Here is a 23,946-nt window from a genome sequence, read left to right on the forward strand (position 1 = left end):
GGTCCGTCACTGGCCTGGAGGGGCAGTCGGGGGGATCGGGGCGAAGCCCCGTGCTGGTAGGGGCGCGGGGGAGCCGTCCAGCCCGCGCTGTCCGTGCGCCGTAGGATGCGCAGGCAGCCTGGGCGTGCGACAGATGTGCGACAGGCGTGCGAACAGACAGGTCAGACGGCGGGTGTGAGGGACGGTAAAAGCGCGGTGGTCATCGTCGGGATTCTGGCCGGGCTTGTCGCTCTCGCCGTCGTCGTCGCGCTCTACTGGTACGTCTGGCGGCGGCTGGTGCGGGACGCCACGGCGAAGGGTTCGGTGGTGCGCCGGGCCGGTTCCGCCGTGTTCGTCGTGGGGCCGCTGCTGATGGTCGGGGCCCTCGTCAGCGAGCAGGCCGGCGCGCCCTTCTGGCTGCAGCGGGTACTGGGCTGGCCCGGGTTCCTGTGGATGGCGCTCTCGCTGTACATGCTGCTCACGGTGGTCGCCGGGGAGGTCGTACGGCCGCTGCTGCGGCGCCTGCTGGAACGGCGCGCCGGGGCGGTCGCGGCCTCGGCGAGCGTGCCGGTGGGGGCGCCGGCGGGGGAGGAGGGGGCCACGGGGGCCACGGGGGCCACGGGGGCCACCGTGCCCTCGGCACCCGATGCGCCCACGGCACCCTCCGCACCCTCCGCACCCACGGCACCCTCCGCACCCACGGCACCCTCCGCACCCTCGGCACCCTCGGCACCCTCCGCACCCGAAGCACCGGCAGCGGCGGAAGCACCGCCCGCCGGTCCGCCCGCCCCCGGTACGGCCGGTACCGCGACCCCCGGCCCGTCGCGCCGCCTCCTCGTCGCCCGGCTGGTCTCAGGCGCGGCGGCGGCCGCCGCCGTCGGCATCGTCGGCGAGGGCACCTACGGCGTGCTGCGCGGGCCGCGCGTCAAACGGCTCACCGTGCCGCTCGCGAAACTGCCGCGGGCCGCGCACGGGTTCCGTATCGCCGTCGTCAGCGACATCCACCTCGGGCCGATCCTGGGGCGCGACTTCACGCAGCGCGTCGTCGACACGATCAACGCCACCCAGCCCGACCTGATCGCCGTCGTCGGCGACCTCGTGGACGGCAGCGTGCACGACCTGGGCCCGGCCGCGGCGCCGATGGCCGGGCTGCGGGCCCGGCACGGCGCGTACTTCGTGACGGGCAACCACGAGTACTTCTCGGGCGCCGCGCAGTGGGTCGAGCACGTCCGGACACTCGGCATGCACCCGTTGGAGAACGCCCGCACCGAACTCCCCGGCTTCGACCTCGCCGGGGTCAACGACGTGCAGGGCGAGAGCCAGGGGCAGGGCCCCGACTTCGGCAGGGCGCTCGGCGACCGGGACACCTCGCGCGCCTCCGTCCTGCTGGCCCACCAGCCCATCGTGATCCACGACGCCGTCCGGTACGGCGTCGACCTCCAGCTCTCCGGCCACACCCACGGCGGCCAGCTCTGGCCCGGCAACTACCTCGCCGCCCTCGCCAACCCCACGGTCGCGGGCCTTGAGCGGTACGGCGACACGCAGCTCTACGTCACCCGGGGCGCGGGCGCGTGGGGGCCTCCGGTGCGGGTCGGGGCACCCTCGGACATCACGGTGGTGGAGCTGGCGTCGCGCCAGGCGTGAACCGCGGTCTCGAACGGCCGCCGGGTGATTGCGGCGCCGACGCTGCGCCGCGGGCGGCCCGGGACGCACCCCACCGCGGACCCCACCGCGCACCCCACCCCACCGCTCACCGCACCGGTGATCCCGACCCGGCCGCGACCTTCCCGGTGGCGCCGCGGACCCGCAGCCCGAGTTCGTCGGTGGGCACCCGGTGGGTCTCCCGTGCCGTCAGCGCGGCGAGGACCGGGGGTACGCACAGGGCCGCCGTGAACAGGCCGACCGCCGCCCAGTCCTCCTCGGGCCCCGCGATCCGGGCCGCGAAGGTCACGGCGAAACCGGAGAGCGCGAAGCCGATCTGGGTGCCGAGGGCCACCCCGGACAGCCGTACCCGGGTCGGGAACATCTCCCCGTAGAACGCGGGCCACAGGCCGTTCGCGGCGCTGTAGACCACACCGAACGCCAGGATGCCCAGCAGCGCCGTCAGCGGGTAGGAGCCGGAGGCGATCGCCCAGAGGAACAGGAACATGAGGACCGCGCTGCCGGCCGCGCCCGCGAGGAAGACGGGGCGGCGCCCGACGCGGTCGGACAGCGTCGCCCACAGCGGGATCGCGGCGAGTGCGACGAGGTTGGCGAGCGCGCCGACCCACAGCATGAACGTGCGGTCCATGCCGACCGAGTCGCCGGTCGCGAACGCGAGCGACCAGACGGTGAAGATGGTGCTGACCGACGCGACGAGCGCGCCCGCGACGACCCGCAGCACGTCAGGCCAGTGCCCGCGCAGCAGCGAGACCAGCGGCAGGCGGTCGACGCCCTCGGCCGACGCCTGCCGGGTGAAGGCCGGCGGCTCCTGGAGGGTGCGCCGGATCACGTAGCCGACGACCGCGACGACGACGCTGCACAGGAACGGCACCCGCCACCCCCAGGACAGCAGGGCGTCGTCGCCGAGCGCGGCGACCGGCAGGAAGACCAGGGTGGCCAGGAGCTGCCCGGCCTGGGTGCCGCTCAGCGTGAAGCTGGTGAAGTAGGCGCGGCGGTGCTCCGGGGCGTGTTCGAGCGTCATGGACGTCGCGCTGGCCTGCTCGCCCGCCGCCGATATGCCGCCGAGGACGCGGCAGATCACCAGCAGGACCGGGGCGGCGTCGCCGGCCTGCGCGCGGGTGGGCAGGCAGCCGATGAGGAACGTCGAGAGGCCCATCAGGAGCAGCGTGAAGACCATCACCTTCTTGCGCCCGATGCGGTCCCCGAAGTGCCCGAGGAACAGCGCCCCGACGGGCCGGGCCGCGTACGCGACACCGAAGGTGGCCATCGACAGCAGCGTCGCGTTCGCCGGGTCGGAGTCGTCGAAGAACACCTTCGGGAAGACCAGCGCGGCGGCGCTGCCGTAGATGAAGAAGTCGTAGTACTCCAGGGCGCTGCCGATCCAGGCGGCGAGCGCGGCTCTGCGCGGCTGCCCCTGCGGGGTGCCGCCGGGATCGGGGGCTCCGGGGGGCTCGGGGCCTTCGGGGGCGTCGGGTGGCGTGGCGGAGGAGGGCACGGGGGACTCCTTCGGCTCCGGGGAGCTCGGGCGGAGCTCCGGGGACGGGGCGGCTCGGCATCGGCATCGGCTACACGCCGGACTCGCGTGAATAACCCACTAGATAGTTAATAACGGAGTGGGAGGGATGCTGCTTCCGCCGCGAGCGGGTGTCAAGGGTGTGCGCGGGCTTGGTCCGCGGGGAGGGCTCGGCCGGTGCCCGGTGCCCGGTGCCCGGTGCCCGGTGCCCGGTGCCCGGTGCCCGAGTGTCCGGTGCGCCTCGCGCCGCTACCGGCGCCCCGCTCCGCCGGTCAGGTAGCCCACGACCATGTCGCCCAGCATGGTGCGGTACCGCTCGCGCTCCCCTGCGGCCAGCAGGTCTCGGCCGAACAGCGCGGCGAACGTGGGCCGGTTGGCCACCCGGAAGAAGCAGAACGAGCTGATCATCGCGTGCAGGTTCACCGCGTCCACGTCCGCCGTGAAGGCGCCGCTGGCCCGACCGCTCTCCAGGATCCGCCCGATGACGTCGATGGCGGGCCAGTTGAGGCGGCTGAGCTTCTCGGAGGCGGCGATGTGCTCGGCGTCGTGGATGTTCTCGATGCTGACCAGCCGGATGAAGTCCGGGTGCGCCTCGTGGTGGTCGAACGTCAGCTCCGCGAGACGGCGTATCGCGGACACCGGGTCGAGGTGGGCGACGTCCAGGTCCTGCTCGGCGCCGCGGATCACCGCGTACGCGCGCTCCAGGACGGCCGTGAACAGCTGCTCCTTGCTGCCGAAGTAGTAGTAGATCATCCGTTTCGTGGTGCGGGTGCGGGCGGCGATCTCGTCCACCCTGGCGCCTGTGAAGCCGGCCCGCGCGAACTCGGCGGTGGCCACGTCCAGGATCTCGGCCTGGGTGCGGGCCGCGTCCCGCGTGCGGGCGGCGGGCTGCGGGTGGCCTGCGGCCTGCGGGGGGCCTGCGGCCGGCTTGGCGTGAGGGGGCATGGGGTTCCTCGGGGGGTGCGGCTTGCGCCGCGTTGGCCGGTGTGCCTGGGTCCTGTCGGATTCTAGGCGGGGCCTGGCGTGGGGTCGGGCGCGAAGCGCCCCTGTGGGGGCGCGGGGAACTGTGCGAGCAACCATCCACCTGCCGGTGGTCCGGATGCGAACGCGTCTGCCCCCTCGGGACGGTGGCGGTCTGATCGTTTCGTGGTGGCTCGTCGCGCAGTTCCCCGCGCCTCTTCGGGGGCACGCCGTTGCGCGGCCCGAACCGAGGGCTTCCCTCTCCACCGCCTCGGTTGATATGAATAACGAACCAGTTCGTACATTAAGGAGGCGTGGTGGCGCGGTCCCAGCACTCCTACCTGGTCGGCCTCGTCGGGGCCGCCATCGGCCCCTCCCTCAGTCCCGCGCTGCACGAGCGCGAGGCGGACCGGCACGGTCTGCGGTACCTGTACCGGCTGCTCGACATCGGCCGGCTCGGCGTTCCGCCGGCCGGCGCGGGGCGGCTGGTCCGGGCCGCCCGGGACGCGGGGTACGACGGCCTGAACGTCACCCACCCGTGCAAGCAGCACGTCCTCGACGACCTGGACGAGCTCTCCCCGCAGGCGGCGGTCCTGGGCGCCGTCAACGCCATCGTCTTCACGCCCGACGGTCGCGCCGTGGGGCACAACACCGACGTCACCGGCTTCGCGGCCGCCTTCGCCGAGGGCCTGGGCGCCCCGCTCGACCGTGTCGTCCAGCTCGGTGCGGGCGGTGCCGGGGCGGCCGTCGGCCACGCCCTGCTCGGGCTCGGCGCCCGGCACCTCACCGTCGTCGACGCGCTCCCCGACCGGGCCCGCGACCTCGCCGCGGCGCTGAACGCGCACGCCGGACTCGACTTTGCCGACAGCCGCCCGCAGGACGACCTCGGTGCGGCGCTGGCCGGCGCCGACGGGCTGGTGCACGCCACGCCCACCGGCATGGCCGCCCACCCCGGCCTGCCGCTGCCCGCCGGCCTGCTGCACCCCGGCCTCTGGGTCGCCGACATCGTCTACCGCCCGCTCGACACCGAGCTGCTGGCGGCAGCCCGCGCCCGGGGCTGCCGCGTCCTGGACGGCGGCGGCATGGCCGTGCACCAGGCCGCGGACTCCTTCCGGCTGTTCACCGGCCGGGAACCCGACACCCCGCGGATGCTCGCCGACTTCGCCGACCTGGCCGGCGCCCCCGCGCACCGCCCCCCGACCCCCACGTCCGACACCCGGGACACCGGAAGGAGTGCGTCCGAGTGCGCACCGCCATCGCCACCGTCAGCCTGAGCGGCTCCCTGACCGAGAAGCTCACCGCCGCGTCCCGGGCCGGGTTCGACGGCGTCGAGATCTTCGAGAACGACCTGCTGGCGAGCCCGCTCACCCCCGAGGAGATCCGTGCCCGCTGCGCCGACCTCGGCCTGAGCGTCGACCTCTACCAGCCGATGCGCGACGTCGAGGCGGTTCCCGCCGAGGACTTCGCGCGCAACCTGCGCCGCGCCCGGCACAAGTTCCGGACCATGCGGCGGCTCGGCGCGGACACCGTGCTCGTCTGCTCCAGCGTGGCGCGCCGGGCCGTGGACGACGACGCGCTCGCCGCCGAGCACCTGCACCGGCTGGCGGGCCTCGCCGCCGACCACGGCATCAGGGTCGCCTACGAGGCGCTGGCCTGGGGCCGGCACGTCAACACGTGGGACCACGCCTGGCGCATCGTCGAGAGCGCGGACCACCCCGCGCTCGGGGTCTGCCTCGACAGCTTCCACATCCTCGCCCGCGGGGGCGGGATCGAGGCCACGAAGGCCACCAACGGCACCGCGGCCACCAAGACCACCAACGACACCGTGGCCACCAACGGCACCAAGGCGCCCGAGCCCATCGGGGCCATCGAGGCGATTCCCGGCGAGAAGATCTTCTTCCTCCAGCTCGCCGACGCGCCCCTGATGGCCATGGACGTCCTCCAGTGGAGCCGCCACTACCGCTGCTTCCCCGGCCAGGGCGGTTTCGACCTGCCCGCGCTGCTCGGCCACGTCCTCGCCGCCGGCTACCGGGGGCCGCTGTCGCTGGAGGTCTTCAACGACGTGTTCCGGCAGGCCGACCCCGGCCCCACGGCGATCGACGCGCGCCGCTCCCTGCTGGCGCTCCAGGAGGCGGTGGGCGCCGTCGCCCTGCCGGCCCCCGTGCCGCCCACCGGCGTGGCGTTCGCCGAACTCACCACCCCCGACGCCACGCTCCCCGCCGCCCAGCTCACCGCCCTCGGCTTCGCCCGCACGGGCGTGCACCGCACCAAACCGGTCTCCCTGTGGGAGCGCGGCGGCGCCCGGATCCTGCTGAACACCGGCCCGGCCACGCGGCGCGGCGGGACCCGGCTCGCCGCCGTCGGCCTGGAATCGCCCGACCCGGTCTCCGCGGCGCGGCGCGCGGAAGCGCTGCTGGCGCCCCTGCTGCCCCGGCGCCGGGACCCGGCCGACACCCCCCTCGACGCGGTCGCCGCCCCCGACGGCACCGAACTCTTCTTCTGCGCCACCGCCCGCCCCGGCCTGCCCGACTGGTGGGCCGACTTCGCCCCTGCGGACGTCGCGGCGGGTGACGCCACGGACGGCGACGGTGCGGCGCATGGCGCGGTGGACGGGACGGCGCCCGGCACAACGGACGGCGGGGCGGGTCCCACCCAGGGCGCCGTCCGGGGCGTCCGGGGCATCGACCACCTCGCCCTGACCCAGCCCTGGCACCAGTTCGACGAGGCCGCCCTCTTCCACCGCTGCGTGCTCGGGCTCAGCCCGCAGGAGAGCGTCGACGTGGCCGACCCCCACGGCCTGCTCCGCAGCCGGGCCGTCAGCACGGCGTCCGGCGGCGTCCGGATCGCGCTCAGCATCGGCCCCGGCCCGGCCGGCCCCGCCGAACAGGGGTCCCGCGCCCAGCACGTGGCCCTGGCCACCGACGACATCGTCGCCACGGCCCGTGCCTTCCGCGCGGCGGGCGGGCGGCTCCTCGCGATCCCCGCCAACTACCACGACGACCTCGCCGCCCGCTTCGACCTGCCGGAACCCGTCCTCGGCACGTACCGCGAGCTGGGCATCCTCTACGACCAGGACGAGGATGGCCACGCCTTCCGGCACTGCTACACCCAGGCCGTGGGCCACTTCTTCTTCGAACTGGTGCAACGCGACCCGGGCCACCGCGGCTACGGCGCCGGCAACGCCCCCGTACGCCTGGCCGCCCAGCACGCGGCAGCCGGTGCCGGCCTGAGCGGTCCGGCGTGAACGGTCCGGCCCGAGTGGTCCGGCGTGGGCGGTCTGGCCTGAGCGGCCCGGCGTGGGCGGTCTTGCCTGACCGGCCTGGCCTGAGCGGTCCGGCTTGAGCCGTCCGTCGTGAGCGCCAGGTCGTGTCCGGCGGATCTTCGTGGGCCCGCGACTCCCCCACTGCCTGAAGGGCGTGGGTGGGGGTACCTCCCACGCCCGTTCAGGGCAGTGGGGGAGTGCCCCCAGTACCGCACCTCGCCGCGTTGTCGGAGTCATCCGGGTACGCCCAGTACGAGTATGATCCTCCGCCTTGCGATGCACGGCACCAGACGCCGCAGGCTGATCCACGAAGATCCGCCGGACACGACCTAGAGCCGCCGCCCGATCAGCGCCCGCTTCACCTCCTGGATCGCCTTCGTCACCTCGATCCCCCGCGGGCACGCCTCCGTGCAGTTGAAGACGGTGCGGCAGCGCCAGACGCCGTGGTTGTCATTGAGGATGTCCAGGCGCTGCTCGCCCGCCTCGTCGCGGGAGTCGAAGATGAAGCGGTGCGCGCCGACGATGGCCTGCGGGCCGAAGTACTGCCCGTCGTTCCAGAAGACCGGGCAGGCCGAGGTGCAGGCCGCGCACAGGATGCACTTGGTGGTGTCGTCGTAGCGGGCCCGCTGCTCGGGGGACTGGAGGCGCTCGCGGGTGGGCTCGTTGCCGCCGGCGACCAGGAACGGGGCCATGTCCCGGTACGCCTGGAAGAACGGCTCCATGTCGACCACCAGGTCCTTGAGGACCGTCATCCCCTTGATGGCCTCCACGGTGACCGGACGCTCCGGGGCGAGGTCCTTGATCAGGGCCTTGCACGCGAGCCGGTTGCGCCCGTTGATCCGCATGGCGTCCGAACCGCAGATGCCGTGCGCGCAGGACCGCCGGAAGGTGAGCGTGCCGTCCTGCTCGCCCTTGATGCGGTGCAGGCCGTCCAGCACCCGTTCCTTCGAGTCCATCGGGACCGGGAAGTCCTGCCAGTACGGATCCGCCGCCACCTCGGGGTTGAAGCGGCGGATCCGGAACGTGACCGTCAGCGGGTGCCCGGCCGGGGGCTCGGGCGAGGACTCGGCGGCGGGCGCGGCGGTGGCCATCAGTACGTCCTCTCCATCGGCAGGTAGCGGGTCTGCACCACCGGCTTGTAGTCGATACGGACCGACTCGGTGCCGTCGTCCGCGACGTGGCGGTACGCCATCGAGTGCCGCATGAAGTTGGTGTCGTCGCGGTTCGGGAAGTCCTCGCGGTAGTGGCCGCCGCGCGACTCGCGGCGGGCCAGGGCGCAGGCCGCCATCACCTCGGCCAGCACCAGCAGGTTGCCCAGCTCGATCGCCTCCAGCAGGTCGGTGTTGAACCGCCTGCCCTTGTCCTGCACGGTCAGCCGCTCGTACCGGTCCCGCAGCTCCGCGATCTTCGTCAGGGCCGCGTCGATGGTGGACGCGGTGCGGAACACCATGACGTTGGCGTCCAGCGTGTCCTGGAGCTCGGCGCGCAGCGCCGCGACGCGCTCGGGCCCGGTGCCCTCCCGCAGGCGGTCCACCTGCCGCGCGACCCGCTCCGCCGGGTCCTCCGGCAGCTCGGGCAGCTCGGCGCGGGCCGAGAAGGCCGCCGCGGCGAGGCCCGCACGGCGGCCGAAGACGTTGATGTCCAGCAGCGAGTTGGTGCCGAGGCGGTTGGCACCGTGCACCGACACGCAGGCGACCTCCCCGGCCGCGTACAGGCCCGGCACCACCGCGGTGGTGTCGGCCAGCACCTCGCCCTGCACGGTGGTGGGGATGCCGCCCATCGCGTAGTGCGCCGTCGGCTGGATCGGGATCGGGTCGGTGTACGGCTCGATGCCCAGGTAGGTGCGGGCGAACTCGGTGATGTCGGGCAGCTTCGCGTCGAGCTGGTCCGGCGGCAGGTGTGTCAGGTCCAGGTAGACGTGGTCGCCGTCCGGGCCGCAGCCGCGCCCCTCGCGGATCTCCGTGTAGATGGCGCGCGAGACGACGTCGCGGGAGGCCAGGTCCTTCATCACGGGGGCGTACTTCTCCATGAACCGCTCGCCGTGCCTGTTCCGCAGGATGCCGCCCTCCCCGCGCGCGCCCTCCGTCAGCAGGATGCCCATCCGCCAGATGCCGGTCGGGTGGAACTGGAAGAACTCCATGTCCTCCAGCGGCAGCCCCCGCCGGTAGACGGCGGCCTGGCCGTCGCCGGTGAGGGTGTGGGCGTTCGACGTCACCTTGAAGAACTTGCCGCAGCCACCGGAGGCGTAGATCACCGCCTTGGCGCGGAAGACGTGGATGTCCCCGGTGGCCAGCTCGTAGGCGACCACGCCGGACGAGTGCCGGACGCCCTCGATCTCCGTGAGGAGCTGGTCCAGCACGTAGAACTCGTTGTAGAACTCCACGCCGAGGCGGACGCAGTTCTGGTAGAGCGTCTGGAGGATCATGTGGCCGGTGCGGTCGGCGGCGTAGCAGGAGCGGCGCACCGGCGCCTCGCCGTGGCCCCGGCTGTGCCCGCCGAAGCGGCGCTGGTCGATGGTGCCGTCCGGGGTGCGGTTGAACGGCAGGCCCATCTTCTCCAGGTCGAGCACGGAGTCGATGGCCTCCTTCGCCAGGATCTCCGCGGCGTCCTGGTCGACGAGGTAGTCACCGCCCTTGACGGTGTCGAAGGTGTGCCACTCCCAGTTGTCCTCCTCCACGTTCGCGAGCGCCGCCGCCATGCCGCCCTGCGCGGCGCCGGTGTGCGAGCGGGTGGGGTAGAGCTTGGTCAGCACGGCGGTGCGGCAGCGCGGCGCGGCCTCGATCGCGGCCCGCATGCCCGCACCGCCCGCACCGACGATCACGGTGTCGTAGGTGTGCACGCGCCGCACCTGACGGGTCTGCGGGTTCTCCATGGGCACCTCGGGTCGGTCGGGCCGCGGGGCGCGGGTCAGGTGATGTCCGGGTCGAAGGTGAAGATCACCAGGGTGCCGAGCAGGACGGTGAACGCCGTCGCGGTGTAGAGCAGCGCCTTCAGCCAGAGGCGGGTGGCGGTGTGCTCGGCGTAGTCGTTGATGATCGTGCGCAGGCCGTTGGAGCCGTGCAGCATCGCGAGCCACAGCATCAGCAGGTCCCACACCTGCCACCACGGCGAGGCCCAGCGCCCGGCGACGAACGCGAAGCCGATCCGGGACACCCCGCCGTCCAGCATGAGCTGGATGAGGAGGTGGCCGAGGACGAGCAGCACCAGGATCACGCCGGAGACCCGCATGAACAGCCAGCCGTACATCTCCCAGTTGCCGCGCGTGGAGCTCGGCGTGGTCGCGGTGCGCTGCCGCGGCGGTTCGATGACGGGTGCGGGGTGCTCGGCGTCGTAGGCTCCGCCGCCCTCCACGGGGCCGATGCCGGAGGGCCGGCGCGCGCCGCTGCTGACGTTGGTCGGCATCGCACTCAGCTCCCGAACACTTCGCGGGCGGCGTGCCCGAGCACCGGATAGATGGCGGCCGCCATCAGCAGGGCCCACAGGCCGACGGCGGCCCACAGCATCTGCCGCTGGTAGCGCGCGCCCTTCGACCAGAAGTCGACGGCGATCACCCGCACGCCGTTCAGCGCGTGGAAGAGCACGCCGGCGACCAGGCCGTACTCCAGGATCGCCACCGCGGGGGTCTTGTACGTGGCGATGACCCGGTCGTAGTCGTCCGGCGACACCCGCACGAGCGCGGTGTCGAGGACGTGCACGAAGAGGTAGAAGAAGATGAGCACCCCGGTGATCCGGTGGGCGACCCAGGACCACATGCCCTCCCGGCCGCGGTACAGCGTTCCAGCCGGCACGTAGCACCCTCCGGGTAGGGGAACGGGAGCCCGCCGCCGCGCTTGTGACGCACCGCCGACTCGGGCCCGGCCGGGTACGGTCACCGGCCCCCGCCATCGTAGGAACGGCCGCGGCCGGGGCCGGCGCCACACGGCGGCGCTGGTCCATCCGCGCGGCAAAGCGGCACGTATGGGTGAGGGGCGCCCCATGGGGGCGCGGGGAGCCGGGGGACAGCCGCGACGAAGCCGTCGGGTCGTCACCGTCCCGAGGGGGCTGGTTCTGTCGCGTCCGGACCACCTGTGGGTGGGTGGTTGCTCGCGCAGTTCCCCGCGCCCCTTGCGGGGCGGGCCCTTACGTGGGGTTGCGCCCCGGCCTGCTCAGGGGCGTGGGGCTGTGTCGATGTGCGGCTCCGCCGCGTGGGCGCGATCAGCCACGACTGGGGGCACCTCCCACGCCCTTCAGGCAGTGGGGGACGTCAGGTCGCCACCGTCCCGAAGCGGCAGCTCCTGTCGTGGCCGGGCCACCGGCCGGTGTGGTGGAGGAGGGGAGAGGGGCGGACCGCCGACGTTAAGAGACCGGCGCCGCGGAAGCCGTTCCGCGGCCCGTGCGCGGGCCCTCGCGCACCAACCGCGCGATCCTCCCGCGCGCGAGCCGCCGCAACTCCTCCGCCGCAAGCACCCGTTCCTCCTCGGGTTCGTTGGAGAGGCGTGCCCGGATCCCGGCGAGCACCTGGTCGAGCGCCTCGCCCTGCGGGAAGTCGTCCAGGCAGATCACGAAGACGTGCCCGAACTTGTTCTCGTACGCCACGTGGGCCGCGCTCAGCGCGGTGTGCGCGGCGGAGTAGCCCGCGCCGGGCGGCAGCGCGAGGGACTCGCGGGACAGGGCCTCGGTCAGCTCGTCGGGGCTGAGGTCGTACGCCGCCTCGTCGGAGGCGGCCATCAGCGCGCCCACGTTCGGGTAGGGCCGGTGGGCGACGATCCGCCGCGCCCAGCCGGGGCTGGCGCAGCAGCCGAGCAGCGCAAGGGTGACCGCGTCGGTGGGCGCGGTGTTGAACCCCTCTATCCCCGGGGCCCAGGGGGCGGGCCGCGGCGTCGCGGGTATCGCCCGGGAACCGGGGTGGCGGAGGGGAGAGTCGGTGGCCAGCGTGACTCCTCGGCGGGCACGGGGTGGAACGTCGCGGCGCGGGGGGACGGACGGCGCGGCTGATGCGGGACGGCGCGGCGCTGGTCAGGGCGGTGCGCGGTGCGTGGGACGGTCGGTGCGCGGATCGGTGGTGGGGAAGGTGTGGCGACTCGGGGCCGGGACGGTGTGGACGGGCCTGAAGAAACGGTACAGAGGCCACCGCGAGAGCCTGGCTCAGGGGGCCGGTACGGAGATGGCGGAGAAGGGCGGTCGGGTCCCGGCGGGTGCAAACAGAAGTGGCGTCACGCTAGCGACGCCGCGCGTGGACCGCCCGACCGGTGCACGAATTTCACCCGTACGGGACCTTTCGGGGTGTGGGGTGGACAACCTCCCCGTACCCGCCCCTAGGGTCGGTGCCGGACGCCGGGCGTCCGGTGCCGCCGGGCGCACGCGACGGAAGGACAGGGCGAGTTCCGATGAACGGCAGGACCGTCACCCTGGCCGGGGGTGTCCTGGTCGCGGGGGCGGCCGCCCTCGCACTCGCCCTGTGGTCGTCGAGCGGCGGGCAGTCGGGCGCCTCCTCGTCCGCCCCGACCGCCACCCGTTCGTTCCCCCTCTCGAAGCCGCCCCGCACGATCCCCTCGGTACGCTCCGCCACGCCCGCGCACGGCCCCGGCTGGCGGCCCGGACCGGACGGCCGCGTGGTCGTCGGGGACGACGGGCTGGCCGACGAGGGCCGGCTGCTCGCCGGCGAGTTGAAGCTGCACTACGCGGGGCACACCGACGCCCGCGCCGGTGACGTCGAGCTGGACCTCGCATCCGGCGCCGGGGACGGCCCCGAGTCGTACACGCTCCGCGTGCGGGACGGCCGGGTGCGGATCGAGGGGCCGGCCCAGGCCGGCGTCTTCTACGGCACCCGCACCCTCAAACAGGAGGTGCACGCGGGCGGCACCGCGCCGGAGGGCGAGGTGCGCGACGGCCCGGCGAAGCCGGTGCGCGGCTTCATGCTCGACATCGCCCGCAAGCCCTTCACGGCTGGCTGGCTGGAGAACCTGGTCCGGGAGCTGGGCGACCTCAAGTACAACGAGCTGGGCCTGCACCTCTCCGACGACCAGGGCTTCCGGATCGAGTCCGCCACGCACCCCGAGGTGGTCTCCCGCGACCACCTCAGCAAGGCCCAGGTCCAGCGGCTCGTGGCGCTGGCCTCGGCGCGGCACATCAGCATCGTTCCGGAGATCGACTCCCCGGGGCACCTCGGGGCGGTGATCGGCGCCCACCCCGAACTCCAGCTGCACGGCGCGGGCGGCAGGGCGCCGGCCGGCACGGTGGACATCGCGAACCCGGCCGCCGGCCGGATCGTGGACGACCTGCTCAAGGAGTACGCCCGCCTCTTCCCCGGCAGCAAGTGGCACCTCGGCGGCGACGAGTACGTCCCCCTGATGTCGAGCGACCCGGGGACCGCCTACCCCGCCCTCGCCGCCGCGGCCAAGCGCAGGTACGGCGGCAAGGCGCGGGTCCAGGACCTCACGGCCGGGTGGCTGAACGACCGGTACGCCACCCTGCACCGCGCCCACCGCACCGCCGTGCGCGCCTGGGACGACGGCTTCCCCGCGGACGGCGTGGTGCACCTCGACAAGGCGATCCAGGTCGCGTACTGGACCGGCCGCGAGCCTGACGAGCGTGACCCGGTGGACTTCCTGAAGGAGGGCCGGCGGGTGATCAACTACAACGACGAGTTCCTCTACTACATCCTCGGCCAGCTCCACCACTTCCCCTATCCCACCGGCCGGCGCATCTACCAGGACTGGTCCCCGCTGGTCGTGCGCGGCACCGAGCCGGTGCCGGCGAAGTACGACCGCCAGGTGCTCGGCGCGACCTTCGCCGTCTGGTGCGACGACGCGAACGCGCAGACCGAGGACCAGGTGGCCGCTGGCATCCGGATGCCGCTGCGGGCCCTCGTCCAGAGGCTCTGGGATCCCGGGAAACCACCGCTGTCCTGGAACGAGTTCATGGCCCTCGGGCAGCGTCTGGGCGACTGAGCGGACACGCGGCTGAGTGGACGCGCGGCTGAACGGACGGGTGGTTGGGCGGACGGCCGGCTGGGCGGCCGGGCGGTTGCCCGTGCGTGGGCCGGTGGAAGAGGAGATGAACGATGAGGCCGGGTCAGGGCTGATATAGGGGGACGAGTCGGGATCCGCGGGGTCAGGAACAGGCCGCCCAGAACGACCCGGGGTGGGTTTTCAGCCGCCGAACCGCTATGAAAGTGACGTTCCTGTAGTGGTGCACGCAGTCCTGGACGTGCCCATTTCGGAGAGGAAAGACGTCATGAGCCTGGTGGCACTGATCGCTCAGGCGAACGATCAGGGATTGGCGACAGCCGGTCTTGCCTGCCTTGACCGGTGTACGCCGCTGCTGGGCGGTGAAGACGGAGTGCTGCGGCCCCTGTGGACCAGCATCGCCGAGGGCGAGGGCTGGCCGGAAAGGCTCGCCGAGGCCCGTGTCGCCCTCGGCGCGGTGGCCGAGCCGGTCGGCGCGGCAGGAGGCCCGCATCCGCCGGCGGGCGGCGTGGCGACGGGCGTGCGGACGGCGCGAGAGGAGGCCCGGGCGCTGGTGCTCAGGATGCTCGGCACCGCGCCCGAGGCGCTCCCGGGCGAGTCGGCCGCCCCGGTCACGGCCGCCGCCACCGTCACGGCCACGGGCGCCGCCTCCTCCGGGCACGCCCCGCTGAACGCCTGGGCCGACGCCTGCTCGCTCGCCGCCCTGCGCGTCCACGCACTGATGGACGGCACGCAGGACGGTCCCGCGGCCGTCGCCGCGTACCGGGAGGGCCGCACGGACGGCATCACCCCGCTGGCCGCGTCCGAACTGCGCAGCCAGACCGACGTCCTGACCATGATGGCCGAGCACGGCGCCGGAGCGCTCCGGCACGCGCTGGAGGTCACGACGGAGGGCCGCCGCATCCTGCGCGCGGCGGTGAGCCGCAGGGCGCGGGTGCGCTGAGGCCTGGGCGCCCCGGCGCCCGGCGCGACGCGGGGAACTGCGAGCAACCCACCACCCGCTGGCGGTCCGGCTGCGACAGAACCAGCCCCCCTCGGGACGGTGGCGACCTGACGTCCCCCACTGCCTGAAGGGCGTGGGAGGTGCCCCCAGTCGTGGCTGATCGCGCCCACGCGGCGGAGCCGCACATCGATACAGCCCCGCGCCCCTGAGGTGGGCCGGGGCCGAGCCCCGATCAGGGCGCGGGCGGCTTCGGGGCGCGCGGAGGGGGCGGCGGCACGCGCGGGCGCTCCATCCTGGACCAGCCCTCCGGGGTCACCCGGTAGTGGTCCCCGTCGTCGGCGTCCATCCGCGAGTGGCCGTGCACGTGCAGGTAGTCCAGCTCCAGGCGGTAGGTGAAGCCGCCCATCATGCCGACCACCGGGAAGCGGATCTCCACGGCCGGCCCCTCCGTCAGCGGGGCCAGCGGCGGCAGCAGGTGCTCGATCTCCTCGAAGGCGCCGCCGGTCCGCTCCCTCAGCAGCCTGTGGAAGTGGTGCTCCAGCATCTCCGCGGGCGCGGGGAGCCGCCGCACCTCGACCGGTTCCAGCAGCTCCAGCAGATGCGTGCGCCCCTGCTCCCGCGCGACGTCCACGGCGCGCCGTCCGTCCCGGGCGCGCTGCGTGCGCCAGGCGCCGTGCGCGATCAGCCGGGAGACGACGGCGAAGTCCGCGCCGTGCCAGGCCGCCTGGTGCAGCGGTGCGAAGCCGCTGCGGTTCCCGGGCCGGGGGAGGTTCACCCAGCCCGGATGCTCCCCCAACTCCTCGAAGACACCCTCCCAGTCGGCGTCCCGGGCCCTGTCCGAGAACCGGTCCCGCCCCTCCCGGTACCACGTGCCGAAGCGTTCCCGGTCCGTGAGGCCGTCCCACTCCATGCTGATCATCCGGCAACGCTATGCCCTGTCGTCGAACTCCCGTCTGCCGCGCGACGCCATGCACTCCCCCACTGCCTGAAAGGCGTGGGAGGTGCCCCCACTCGCCGCACCGGGCGTAAGCCCACGTACATCCAGTACGAGGACTTGCACCCGGCACTCCCCCAGCCTTCGGCCGGGGGGACCCCCAGAGCACGCACTGGGGGCACCGCCCACGCCCTTATGGCGGTGGGGGAGCCGCGCGGCCCGCCCTCCGGGCGAACGGCGGGAGTTCGACGACAGGGCCCAGCCGACCCCGCCCGGAACCGTTCCGGCGCCGTCAGGCCGTGACGCCGGAGTACGGGCCCGGTGAGACGCCGCCCGGGGCGCGAGTACGCTGACGCCCACCATCGGGTGGGCCGACCGTGGTGGCTCCGGGGCGGACAGCCCCTGGTGAGCCGCCATGAGGCGGCTGTGACGGCCGGGTCGCGCGTACCGCAGGCGTATGCGCGGCGCGCGTGACGTTTCCGCAGGCGCATCCGCTAGTCATCGCAAGAACCGGGCGGCCGCGACGGCGGCCGCGTGGCGCCGCCGGACCGGGCGCACGACCGGGCCCGCGGGGGGCCCGGTGCCCGGTCCGTGCGGTGGCCACGGCCACCGGCGGACACATGGGTGGGGAAGGGCGGGTCACGATGTCCTTGGAGATGCTGGAGAGAGCGCTGCCCGCGTTAACGGAACTGATCGCACCACGGCCTGGCGTCGGGGCGCCCGGGCACGGCCTGCGCAGCCGGAGTCCGGGCACCGGCTGCGCGGTCGACTGGAAGCTGATCGCGGACGAGCTGGGCACCGAGCTGCCCGTGGACTACGTGGAACTGGTCCGCCGCTACCAGGGACTCGTCATAGACAACCGGCTCGGCATCCGGATGCCCTGGCCCGGCTGGGAGCGCTGGTACATCGACGCGACCCGCGAGTGCCTCCAGGAACTGGAGGACTGCTGGTTGACCAGGGACTCCGGCGGGCACGTGCCCTACCCCCGGCCGCGCGGCCTGATCCCGTGGGGCGGTTCGATCGACGGCGACACCTTCTACTGGCGCACCCATCCGGACGGGCCCGAGGCGTGGACGGTGGTGGTGTGCGGTGCCGACGACGTCTGGGTCGAGGTCGAGCGGGACCTCACCGGCTACCTCGCGGGCCTGGTCCTCGGCGAGATCGAGCCCTGCGGCGGACTGTCGAAGGGCTTCCCCGGGGCCACCCCGTCCGTCTCCGTCGACGACGGCTGGCGCAGGCATCTCACGGGCGGCTGACCTGCCTGGCGGCGGGCCCGCACGCGGGTTCGACAGTCGAAGCCCGCTGACGTGATTCGGTGACCAATTCCAGTACGACGGTTTCTGTCAAAGTAGACTTAGACGTACTTCGTCGCAGTCGTGTGGAGGAGGGCGAGTCTTGGAGAGCCTGCCGGCAAAGCCGGACGACGTGGTCGATCGGGACCGGGAGTGGGATCTGCTCGCGGAGTTCCTCACCGATCCGGATCCGGCCATGCGGCTGGGCATCGTGTCGGGGCGGCGGCGCCATGGGAAGTCGTACCTTCTGCAGGCTCTGTCCGAGCAGGTCGGGGGCCTGTACGTCACAGCGGTACGGGAGGAGGGGCGGCTGCCCGCGATCCAGCGGTTCAGCGACGCGGTCGCCGCCCATGCCGGCCTGCGGCCGGGGAACCTGCGCCTGGCCGACTGGCGTGACGTCCTGTCCAACGCCCTGGAGGTGACCGCCCGTTCGCCGCACCCGCTGCTGGTGATCGACGAGTTGCCGTACCTGCTCCAGCACTCGCCTGAGATCCCGGGGCTGCTGCAACAGCTCTACGACGAACGCCAGCGGGGTGCCCGGCCCGATGCGAGGCCGGGCCCGCGGCTGATCCTGTGCGGCTCCGCGATGAGCGTCATGCACGAACTGCTCTCGGGAACCAAGCCGCTGCGCGGACGTGCCGTGGTCGATCTCCGGCTGGGTCCCTTCGACTACCGCGACAGCCGGGCCTTCTGGGGAATCGACGACCTGCCGACCGCGCTGAAGGTGCACGCGGTCCTGGGCGGAGCCCCCGGCTACCGGTCGGTGGCCGCCCGGCCACATCCGGACGACGGCTTCGACACCTGGCTCACCCGGACGCTCCTGGACCCGGGGCGGGCGGTGTACTCGCGTACCGAGACGGAGTACCTGCTGCGCGAGGAGCCGAGGATCACCCAGCACACGCTGTACTACGACATCCTCACCGCGATCGCGCAGGGCGCCACCACGCCCAGCAAGATCGGTGCCGCCCTGGAGCGCCCGCGCAACGCCGTCGCTCACCCGCTCGGAGTGCTGGAATCCACCGGCTACATCCGGCGAGAGCAGGACATCCTTCGCTCCAGGCATCCCGTCATCACGCTCGCTGACCCCGTTATCCGCTTCAACCAGCTCATCACTCTCCCGCAGGCTGCCGCAGTGGAGCAGGGTTTCGCCGAGCAGGTGTGGCAGCAGGCAGCTCCGACCTTCAACTCCAAGATCCTCGGGCCGCATTTCGAGGACCTGGCCCGCGACTTCACACGCCGTTACGCCCACACCCTGTTGCCCGGTGGGCTGCCCGGCCCGGTCGGTACCACCGAGGTCGCCGACCAGGCCGCCCGGACGAAGCACGAGGTCGATGTCATCGCCCTGGCCGCAGGCGAGCGCCCGCAGGCCCCCCGTGCGCGGATCGCGCTGCTGGGCGAGGCCAAGGCGACCGCCGCCCGCCGCGGGACCGGTGACCTGGAGCGTCTGGAACGTATCCGTGGCCTGCTCGCGGATCAGGGGTACGACACCGCTGCCACCACTCTGGCCCTGTACTCACTGCACGGCTTCTACCCCGGCCTCGTCGAGCTGGCCAACCGCCGTGACGATCTCCTCTTGGTCGATCTGCCCACCCTCTACGGCAGCTCTGGCGGAATCCCCGCAGGTCACGCCGCAGCCCCAACAGGGTGACGTCAATCGACCCCGTGCCGTGAGCGCGTCGTATCTCCTCCGCGGCGCCTTCGACGGGCACGAGGCGCACGCCGGGTGGGACGGCGGGCAGCAGGGTCGGTGTGGCCGTGGTGATGCCGGCGCCGGCCGCGACCAGGTGGAGCTTGGTCAGCCAGTCGTGCTTCCAGCAGCGGCTCGACGCTCAGGGGCGGGTCGTCCGGACGACCCCCCTCGCCGACGCCGAGGCCACGAGCCGAACGGAACGAGCCGAACGGAACGAGCCGAACGGAACGAGCCGAACGGAGCGAGCCAAACGGAGCGAGCTGCACGGAACTCACGTGATCTCGCACGGATGCGATGTGCCTCGTCTCACACGCATCGGAACCCACTTGAGTTGCATGGGTCACATAAGAATTGTCCGTTTAGGGGGCATTCTCGAAGCGGATGGTGACGCCCTCAGGGGGTTGGCGAAGGCGCCGATCCGAGGGCGAACCGTCGAGGTGACCCGTGCCCTGGCGCTGATGGCGTTCCGTAGCTCTGTGTAGAGAGGTGTGAGTCTTGACCGCTTACCTGTGCCCTCCCGCGGTGATACACGGCGAGCACGCCGTCGAGACCGGCCAGATCCTGGCGGAGGTGCGTGACCGGCACCCCGATGTGCCGTGGCTGCCGCGGATCGACGGTATCGCCGCGGGCACGGGCATCGCCTCCCGCAGGTGGATGCTGCCGCTGGAGGCCGCCGTCGCGCCCGCGGGCGGAAGCGGCCTGCGCACCCCCGGCCCCGTACAGGCCCGACAGGCCCTGGCCCGCGACGGGTTCGCCGAGCAGGACGTGGACCGCGCGATCGCCGCCCTGGAAGCGATACCCGCACCTCAGACCGTCGAAGAGCGCACCGCGCCCGCCTGGGCGGCCGTGCAGGCGTACGGCGAGCGAGCCGCACGCGGAGCCCTGCAGATCGCCGGACTGGACCCCGCCGACGTCGACTGCCTGATCACCAGCAACTCCACCACCCCGGCACTGCCGGGCCTGGACGTGGCACTGGCCAACCGGCTCCCGCTGCACGGTGACACGCTGCTCCTCCCGGCCACGCAGTGGGCCTGCATCGCCGGGACGCGGAGCCTGGCGCTGGCGGCCGATCTGGTGGCCGCCGATCCGGACCGGGTGGTCCTGGTCGTCATATCCGAGGCGCTGAGCACCACCTACCAGCCTGCGGACGACAGCCTGGAGTCCCTGATCGTCCGCCTGCTGTTCGCCGACACCGCCGTCGCGGCCGTGGTCACCGGCCGCCCCCGCCCGGAGTCCGTGCTGCGACTGGACGCGGCCTGGCACCACACCCTGCCCGGCACCCGGGACCTGCACCGGCTGGAGACGCGCGCCGACGGCACGCACTTCGTGATGGACCGGCGCGGGCCGCGCGCCGTGCAGGACACGGTCACCGCGATGTGGGAGTGGCTGCGCCTGCGCCACCAGGACGACGACCGCCCCTGGCACCCCGATCTGCTGCTCGCGCACCCCGGCGGGACCCGGGTGCTGGAGTACATGGAGCAGACCATGCCCGACACCTGGCCGCCCGGGCTCCTCGCTCACAGCCGGGACAGCTACACCAGCGGAAACCGCGGCGGTGCCGCCGTCTTCGACATCCTGCGGCGCGCGCACGACGCCGGCCAGAAGGCCGGGAGCCGCACGGTGCTGTACGCGGCGGCGCCGGGGCTCACGGCCACGGCCGTGGAGGGGGAGTGGCTGTAGCGCGCGGGAAGCCGCTGCCGGGTCACGCAACGCCACGGCGCGCACACGGGGGGCTCGTGCCTCGGCCGGGCGCGCCGGTCACCGCGCCGGGCCGGCCGACACGGCAACGCCCGTCCCGCTGGCAGGCCGGCTCCGCTAGCAGGCCAGCTCCGCCCAGACGACCTTGCCGGTGTCGGTCCACCGCACCCCCCAGCGCCTGGTGAGCTTGTGGACGACGCGCAGGCCGCGCCCCCTGTCGTCGAACGGCCCACCGCGCCGCATGCGCGGCCGGCCGTTGCCGGTGTCGCCCACTTCGCACAGCAGGCCGTGCCCGGTCCTGATCAGCCGCACGCTGACGGGCCCGGTGGCGAACCGCACGGCATTGGTGACCAGCTCGCTGATCAGCAGCAGGGCGCTGTCACGGGTGTCCTCCCGGACGCTCCACCTCCGCAGGAGCGCCGAGGCCAGCGAGCGGGCACGGGCGGGCGCGTCGTCGCGGGCGGGCAGGCGCCAGGCCGCGGTGTCCCGCTCGTGGCGGCCCGCCATACGGGCGAGCAGCAGCGTCACGTCGTCGCGCTGCCGGCCCTGCGGAGCCAGCTCGGCGACCACCCGCCGCGCGGCCCCTTGCAGATCGTCCCACGGATGCACCCGGCTCACGGCCTGCCGCAGCATGCCGACGCCCTCGTCGATGGCGACCGCGGGATCCTCCACCAGGCCGTCGGTGTAGAGCGCGAGCAGCGAGCCCCGGGGCGCGTCGAAGGTGTGCACGTCGAACGGTTCCCGTAGGGCGAATTCGGCACCCAGACCTGGGTGGGGGCGCACCGTCAGCGTCTCGGCGGTCGCGTCGGGCAGGACGAGGACCGGCGGGAGGTGGCCCGCGCTGGACACCACCACCTGGCGGCTGACCGGGTCGTACACCGCGATGCAGCACGTCGAGCCGAGCGCGCTGTACCCGCTCGCCAGGCCGGCGTCCGCGTCGTCCAGCATCGTGACGGTCTCGTCCAGATGCCCCAGCACCTCGTCGGGCGCCAACCCCGCCGAGAGCAGTGCGCGCGCCTCCATGCTGACCTGGCCCATCGCCGCTGCCGCGCCCAGGCCGTGCCCGACGACGTCGCCGACCACGAGTGCGGTGCGCCCGCCGGGCAGCGGAAAGCTGTTCACCCAGTCCCCGCCGACACCCGCGCTGTCGGGCGTGGTGGGCTGGTAGACGGTGGCGACCTCGATGGTGTCGTCCCGGCCCCGCGGCAGCAGCCGGCGCTGCAGGGCCAGCACCTGGGCGTGCTCGCGATGGTGCTGGCGGGCCAGATCGACGTGGTGGGCCGTCCTGGCCACCAGTTCCTGCAGGTCGAGCAGCTCGCTGTCGTGGAAGGGGCGGTCCGGCCGCCGCCACACCTCCGCCACGCCCAGCACGACGGGCGGCCCCCCTCCGGAGCCGTCCAGGACCAGCGGCAGGCACGCCAAGCTCACCGGCCGGTCGGTGGGGACCAGGGCGCTCACCAGCCGTCGACTGCCGAGCGCGCGCTCGATCGTCTCGCGGTCCGGAATGACGACGGCCTGCGCGACGTCGTCGCGCCTGACCGCGAGGGACAGCAGGCGGACGGCCTCGCGGGGAAGGTCGTCGCCCGGTATCCGGTAGCCCGCGGGCCACACCCGGTCAGGTACCAGGGCGGCGCGCCTGAGCCGGATGCGCTCCCGGGCCTGCTCGATGACGGCCTCGCCGGACCACACCGCGTAGTCGAGGTCGACGGCGACCACGTCCCCCCAGGCCAGCAGGGACTGCGCGAGGGACTGGGCGGTCTCGCCGATGTCCAGCGACGTCCCGATCGCGGTCTCGGACGCGTACAGGTGCAGCCTCTTGGCCATCGCGATCAGGGAGACGGTGAGGCCCTCCTGCGGCGTCGCGGCCGGCAGGATGCTCAAGGAGACGACGAACTCCGAGCCGTCGTCGCGGCGCAGGCGCTGGACGCGGGCGACGTGCGCCTCCCCCGTCTCGATGACCTGCCGCAGCCGGCGCGTCACCGTGGGCACGTCCCCGGGAGGCAACAGGTCGACGAAGTCGTTCCCGGGCTCCACGGTCAGCCCCTCGAAGGCCGGAGCGTCCAGGTTGCAGCGGGTGATGCGCAGATCCCGGTCCAGATTGACCGCGCCGAGGATCTGCTCCTCGGCGTCACCGGTGCGTTCGGGGCGGGGGATCGTGATCTCGCTCCGGTCGCTTTCGGACCCGGCGGACCCCTCGGCAGCGTCCGGTCCGTGCTGCCGTATGTAGTCCCGCAAGGCGCGACCGACCAGGCCGAACGACGCCGAGGACGAGGGGAACGACGGTGTGTCCATGCGGTTCTTCCAGCTCACTGGACGACCCGGCACATGTCCGCGGATTCATATCCGCAGATTCATGTCCGCGGGCTTGCCCGAATCCGTGCGATGAAGCTCCGAGATCCGATCACGCACTTTCATTGCAACACTCGCCCGCATTCCTGCAAAGCCGACTGCACAGCGGGCGCGAGCGGTGACCGCTTGTGCCGGCGGGGCGTACCGTCCGGGTGTTTGCTGTCAAAACGTCGTAAGACCTGCCTTCATGAAGAGGAGACGAGAAACCGCACTGTCAAGGGCGGTGGTCACCCATGGGACTGGTTCAATCACACGACTATGCGGCACTGTTCGACCAGGCGTGGGAGGAGGAGGGCAACACCGCCATCGATCTCCCTGCCGTGGATGTGAACGATGTGCTGCACCGGCACTACGCTGTGGAGCCGGCTGCTCACCTGACCGGGGCGTCGTTGTGGGACATGGAGGTCAAGAAGGCTTCGGCACCTGATATCTATCTGCCCGGGCTGGTCCGCCCTGGCAGCGTCGAACGGTTTCAGAGCGAGTACCACGGTCGCCTTGAGAACTTCACTCGCGTGTCGGAGCAACAACTGTGGTTGGACAGTGAGCAGTTCGGCACGGTGATCGAGCACGTGCAACTGGACCACGCCGGCCGTCGGGCGTATTTCCTCGGCGCGCACACCTTTCGCACACCGCTCGGCCGTGACGTCAAGGCCGGCACGAGGCAGCCGCTTTTCCACGTGGAACACTCCGTCGCCGGCCCCGAGGACACTCCACTGA

General features: G+C 73.0%; 18 protein-coding genes. 8 read left to right on the plus strand and 10 right to left on the minus strand.

The features are described from left to right. The first annotated feature begins 195 nt into the window (after window positions 1-195). Window positions 196-1,623 carry a metallophosphoesterase gene (locus Sm713_RS03660; RefSeq protein WP_212911755.1) on the plus strand — a complete coding sequence of 476 codons (1,428 nt, stop codon included), beginning with the start codon at window positions 196-198 and terminating at the stop codon, window positions 1,621-1,623. A gap of 106 nt (window positions 1,624-1,729) precedes the next feature. Here Sm713_RS03660 and Sm713_RS03665 read toward each other — a convergent pair whose 3' ends face one another. Then, entirely contained in the window at window positions 1,730-3,136 is a 1,407-nt protein-coding gene (locus Sm713_RS03665) for an MFS transporter (RefSeq protein ID WP_212908241.1), read from the minus strand. A gap of 267 nt (window positions 3,137-3,403) precedes the next feature. Next, window positions 3,404-4,099, minus strand: coding sequence for a TetR/AcrR family transcriptional regulator (locus Sm713_RS03670; protein WP_212908242.1), 696 nt, complete (start codon window positions 4,097-4,099; stop codon window positions 3,404-3,406). A 332-nt stretch (window positions 4,100-4,431) separates the two neighbouring features. Here Sm713_RS03670 and Sm713_RS03675 point away from each other — a divergent pair, with 332 nt between their 5' ends. Then, complete coding sequence (locus tag Sm713_RS03675) at window positions 4,432-5,388, plus strand: shikimate dehydrogenase (protein WP_374195955.1); 957 nt, start codon at window positions 4,432-4,434, stop codon at window positions 5,386-5,388. Further along, window positions 5,358-7,358, plus strand: a complete 2,001-nt coding sequence (locus Sm713_RS03680) for a sugar phosphate isomerase/epimerase and 4-hydroxyphenylpyruvate domain-containing protein (protein ID WP_212908244.1) — start codon at window positions 5,358-5,360, stop codon at window positions 7,356-7,358. The genes Sm713_RS03675 and Sm713_RS03680 overlap by 31 nt, the downstream gene beginning before the upstream one ends. A 347-nt stretch (window positions 7,359-7,705) precedes the next feature. Here Sm713_RS03680 and Sm713_RS03685 read toward each other — a convergent pair whose 3' ends face one another. The 5 genes from Sm713_RS03685 to Sm713_RS03705 all read right to left on the minus strand — a co-directional run bounded on the left by Sm713_RS03685 (window position 7,706) and on the right by Sm713_RS03705 (window position 12,287). Further along, the gene (locus Sm713_RS03685) at window positions 7,706-8,467 is read right to left on the minus strand and encodes a succinate dehydrogenase iron-sulfur subunit (protein WP_212908245.1); all 762 of its coding nucleotides are present in this window, start codon (window positions 8,465-8,467) and stop codon (window positions 7,706-7,708) included. Next, window positions 8,467-10,248, minus strand: coding sequence for a succinate dehydrogenase flavoprotein subunit (gene sdhA / locus Sm713_RS03690; RefSeq protein ID WP_212908246.1), 1,782 nt, complete (start codon window positions 10,246-10,248; stop codon window positions 8,467-8,469). Before sdhA ends, Sm713_RS03685 begins: the two co-directional genes overlap by 1 nt. Window positions 10,249-10,283: 35 nt before the next feature. Beyond that, window positions 10,284-10,778, minus strand: coding sequence for a succinate dehydrogenase hydrophobic membrane anchor subunit (locus tag Sm713_RS03695; protein ID WP_212908247.1), 495 nt, complete (start codon window positions 10,776-10,778; stop codon window positions 10,284-10,286). A 5-nt stretch (window positions 10,779-10,783) separates the two neighbouring features. Next, complete coding sequence (gene sdhC / locus Sm713_RS03700) at window positions 10,784-11,164, minus strand: succinate dehydrogenase, cytochrome b556 subunit (RefSeq protein ID WP_212908248.1); 381 nt, start codon at window positions 11,162-11,164, stop codon at window positions 10,784-10,786. Between the two features lie 547 nt (window positions 11,165-11,711). Continuing rightward, window positions 11,712-12,287 (minus strand): 2-oxo-4-hydroxy-4-carboxy-5-ureidoimidazoline decarboxylase, encoded by a 576-nt coding sequence (locus Sm713_RS03705; RefSeq protein WP_212911756.1) that lies wholly within the window; start codon window positions 12,285-12,287, stop codon window positions 11,712-11,714. A 455-nt stretch (window positions 12,288-12,742) separates the two neighbouring features. Between Sm713_RS03705 and Sm713_RS03710 the strand changes: the two genes are divergently transcribed. Both Sm713_RS03710 and Sm713_RS03715 read left to right on the plus strand, forming a co-directional pair. Then, entirely contained in the window at window positions 12,743-14,305 is a 1,563-nt protein-coding gene (locus Sm713_RS03710) for a glycoside hydrolase family 20 protein (protein WP_212908249.1), read from the plus strand. A gap of 286 nt (window positions 14,306-14,591) precedes the next feature. Beyond that, window positions 14,592-15,266, plus strand: a complete 675-nt coding sequence (locus Sm713_RS03715) for a hypothetical protein (protein WP_212908250.1) — start codon at window positions 14,592-14,594, stop codon at window positions 15,264-15,266. A gap of 232 nt (window positions 15,267-15,498) precedes the next feature. Here Sm713_RS03715 and Sm713_RS03720 read toward each other — a convergent pair whose 3' ends face one another. Next, window positions 15,499-16,185 carry an ankyrin repeat domain-containing protein gene (locus tag Sm713_RS03720; protein WP_212908251.1) on the minus strand — a complete coding sequence of 229 codons (687 nt, stop codon included), beginning with the start codon at window positions 16,183-16,185 and terminating at the stop codon, window positions 15,499-15,501. A 659-nt stretch (window positions 16,186-16,844) separates the two neighbouring features. Here Sm713_RS03720 and Sm713_RS03725 point away from each other — a divergent pair. The 3 genes from Sm713_RS03725 to Sm713_RS03735 all read left to right on the plus strand — a co-directional run bounded on the left by Sm713_RS03725 (window position 16,845) and on the right by Sm713_RS03735 (window position 20,862). Further along, window positions 16,845-17,456, plus strand: a complete 612-nt coding sequence (locus Sm713_RS03725) for an SMI1/KNR4 family protein (RefSeq protein ID WP_212908252.1) — start codon at window positions 16,845-16,847, stop codon at window positions 17,454-17,456. Window positions 17,457-17,688: 232 nt separating this feature from the next. After that, window positions 17,689-19,140 carry an ATP-binding protein gene (locus Sm713_RS03730; RefSeq protein ID WP_249416504.1) on the plus strand — a complete coding sequence of 484 codons (1,452 nt, stop codon included), beginning with the start codon at window positions 17,689-17,691 and terminating at the stop codon, window positions 19,138-19,140. A gap of 537 nt (window positions 19,141-19,677) precedes the next feature. Further along, entirely contained in the window at window positions 19,678-20,862 is a 1,185-nt protein-coding gene (locus tag Sm713_RS03735) for a type III polyketide synthase (RefSeq protein WP_212908253.1), read from the plus strand. A gap of 135 nt (window positions 20,863-20,997) precedes the next feature. Here the strand turns inward: Sm713_RS03735 and Sm713_RS03740 are convergent, their stop codons facing one another. Next, complete coding sequence (locus Sm713_RS03740) at window positions 20,998-23,172, minus strand: SpoIIE family protein phosphatase (RefSeq protein ID WP_212908254.1); 2,175 nt, start codon at window positions 23,170-23,172, stop codon at window positions 20,998-21,000. 305 nt (window positions 23,173-23,477) lie between these two features. Further along, the gene (locus Sm713_RS03745; protein ID WP_212908255.1) at window positions 23,478-23,906 is read right to left on the minus strand and encodes a hypothetical protein; all 429 of its coding nucleotides are present in this window, start codon (window positions 23,904-23,906) and stop codon (window positions 23,478-23,480) included. Window positions 23,907-23,946 lie beyond the last annotated feature (40 nt).

The organism is Streptomyces sp. TS71-3, assembly GCF_018327685.1.
In the GTDB taxonomy this organism is placed as follows: Bacteria; Actinomycetota; Actinomycetes; order Streptomycetales; family Streptomycetaceae; genus Streptomyces.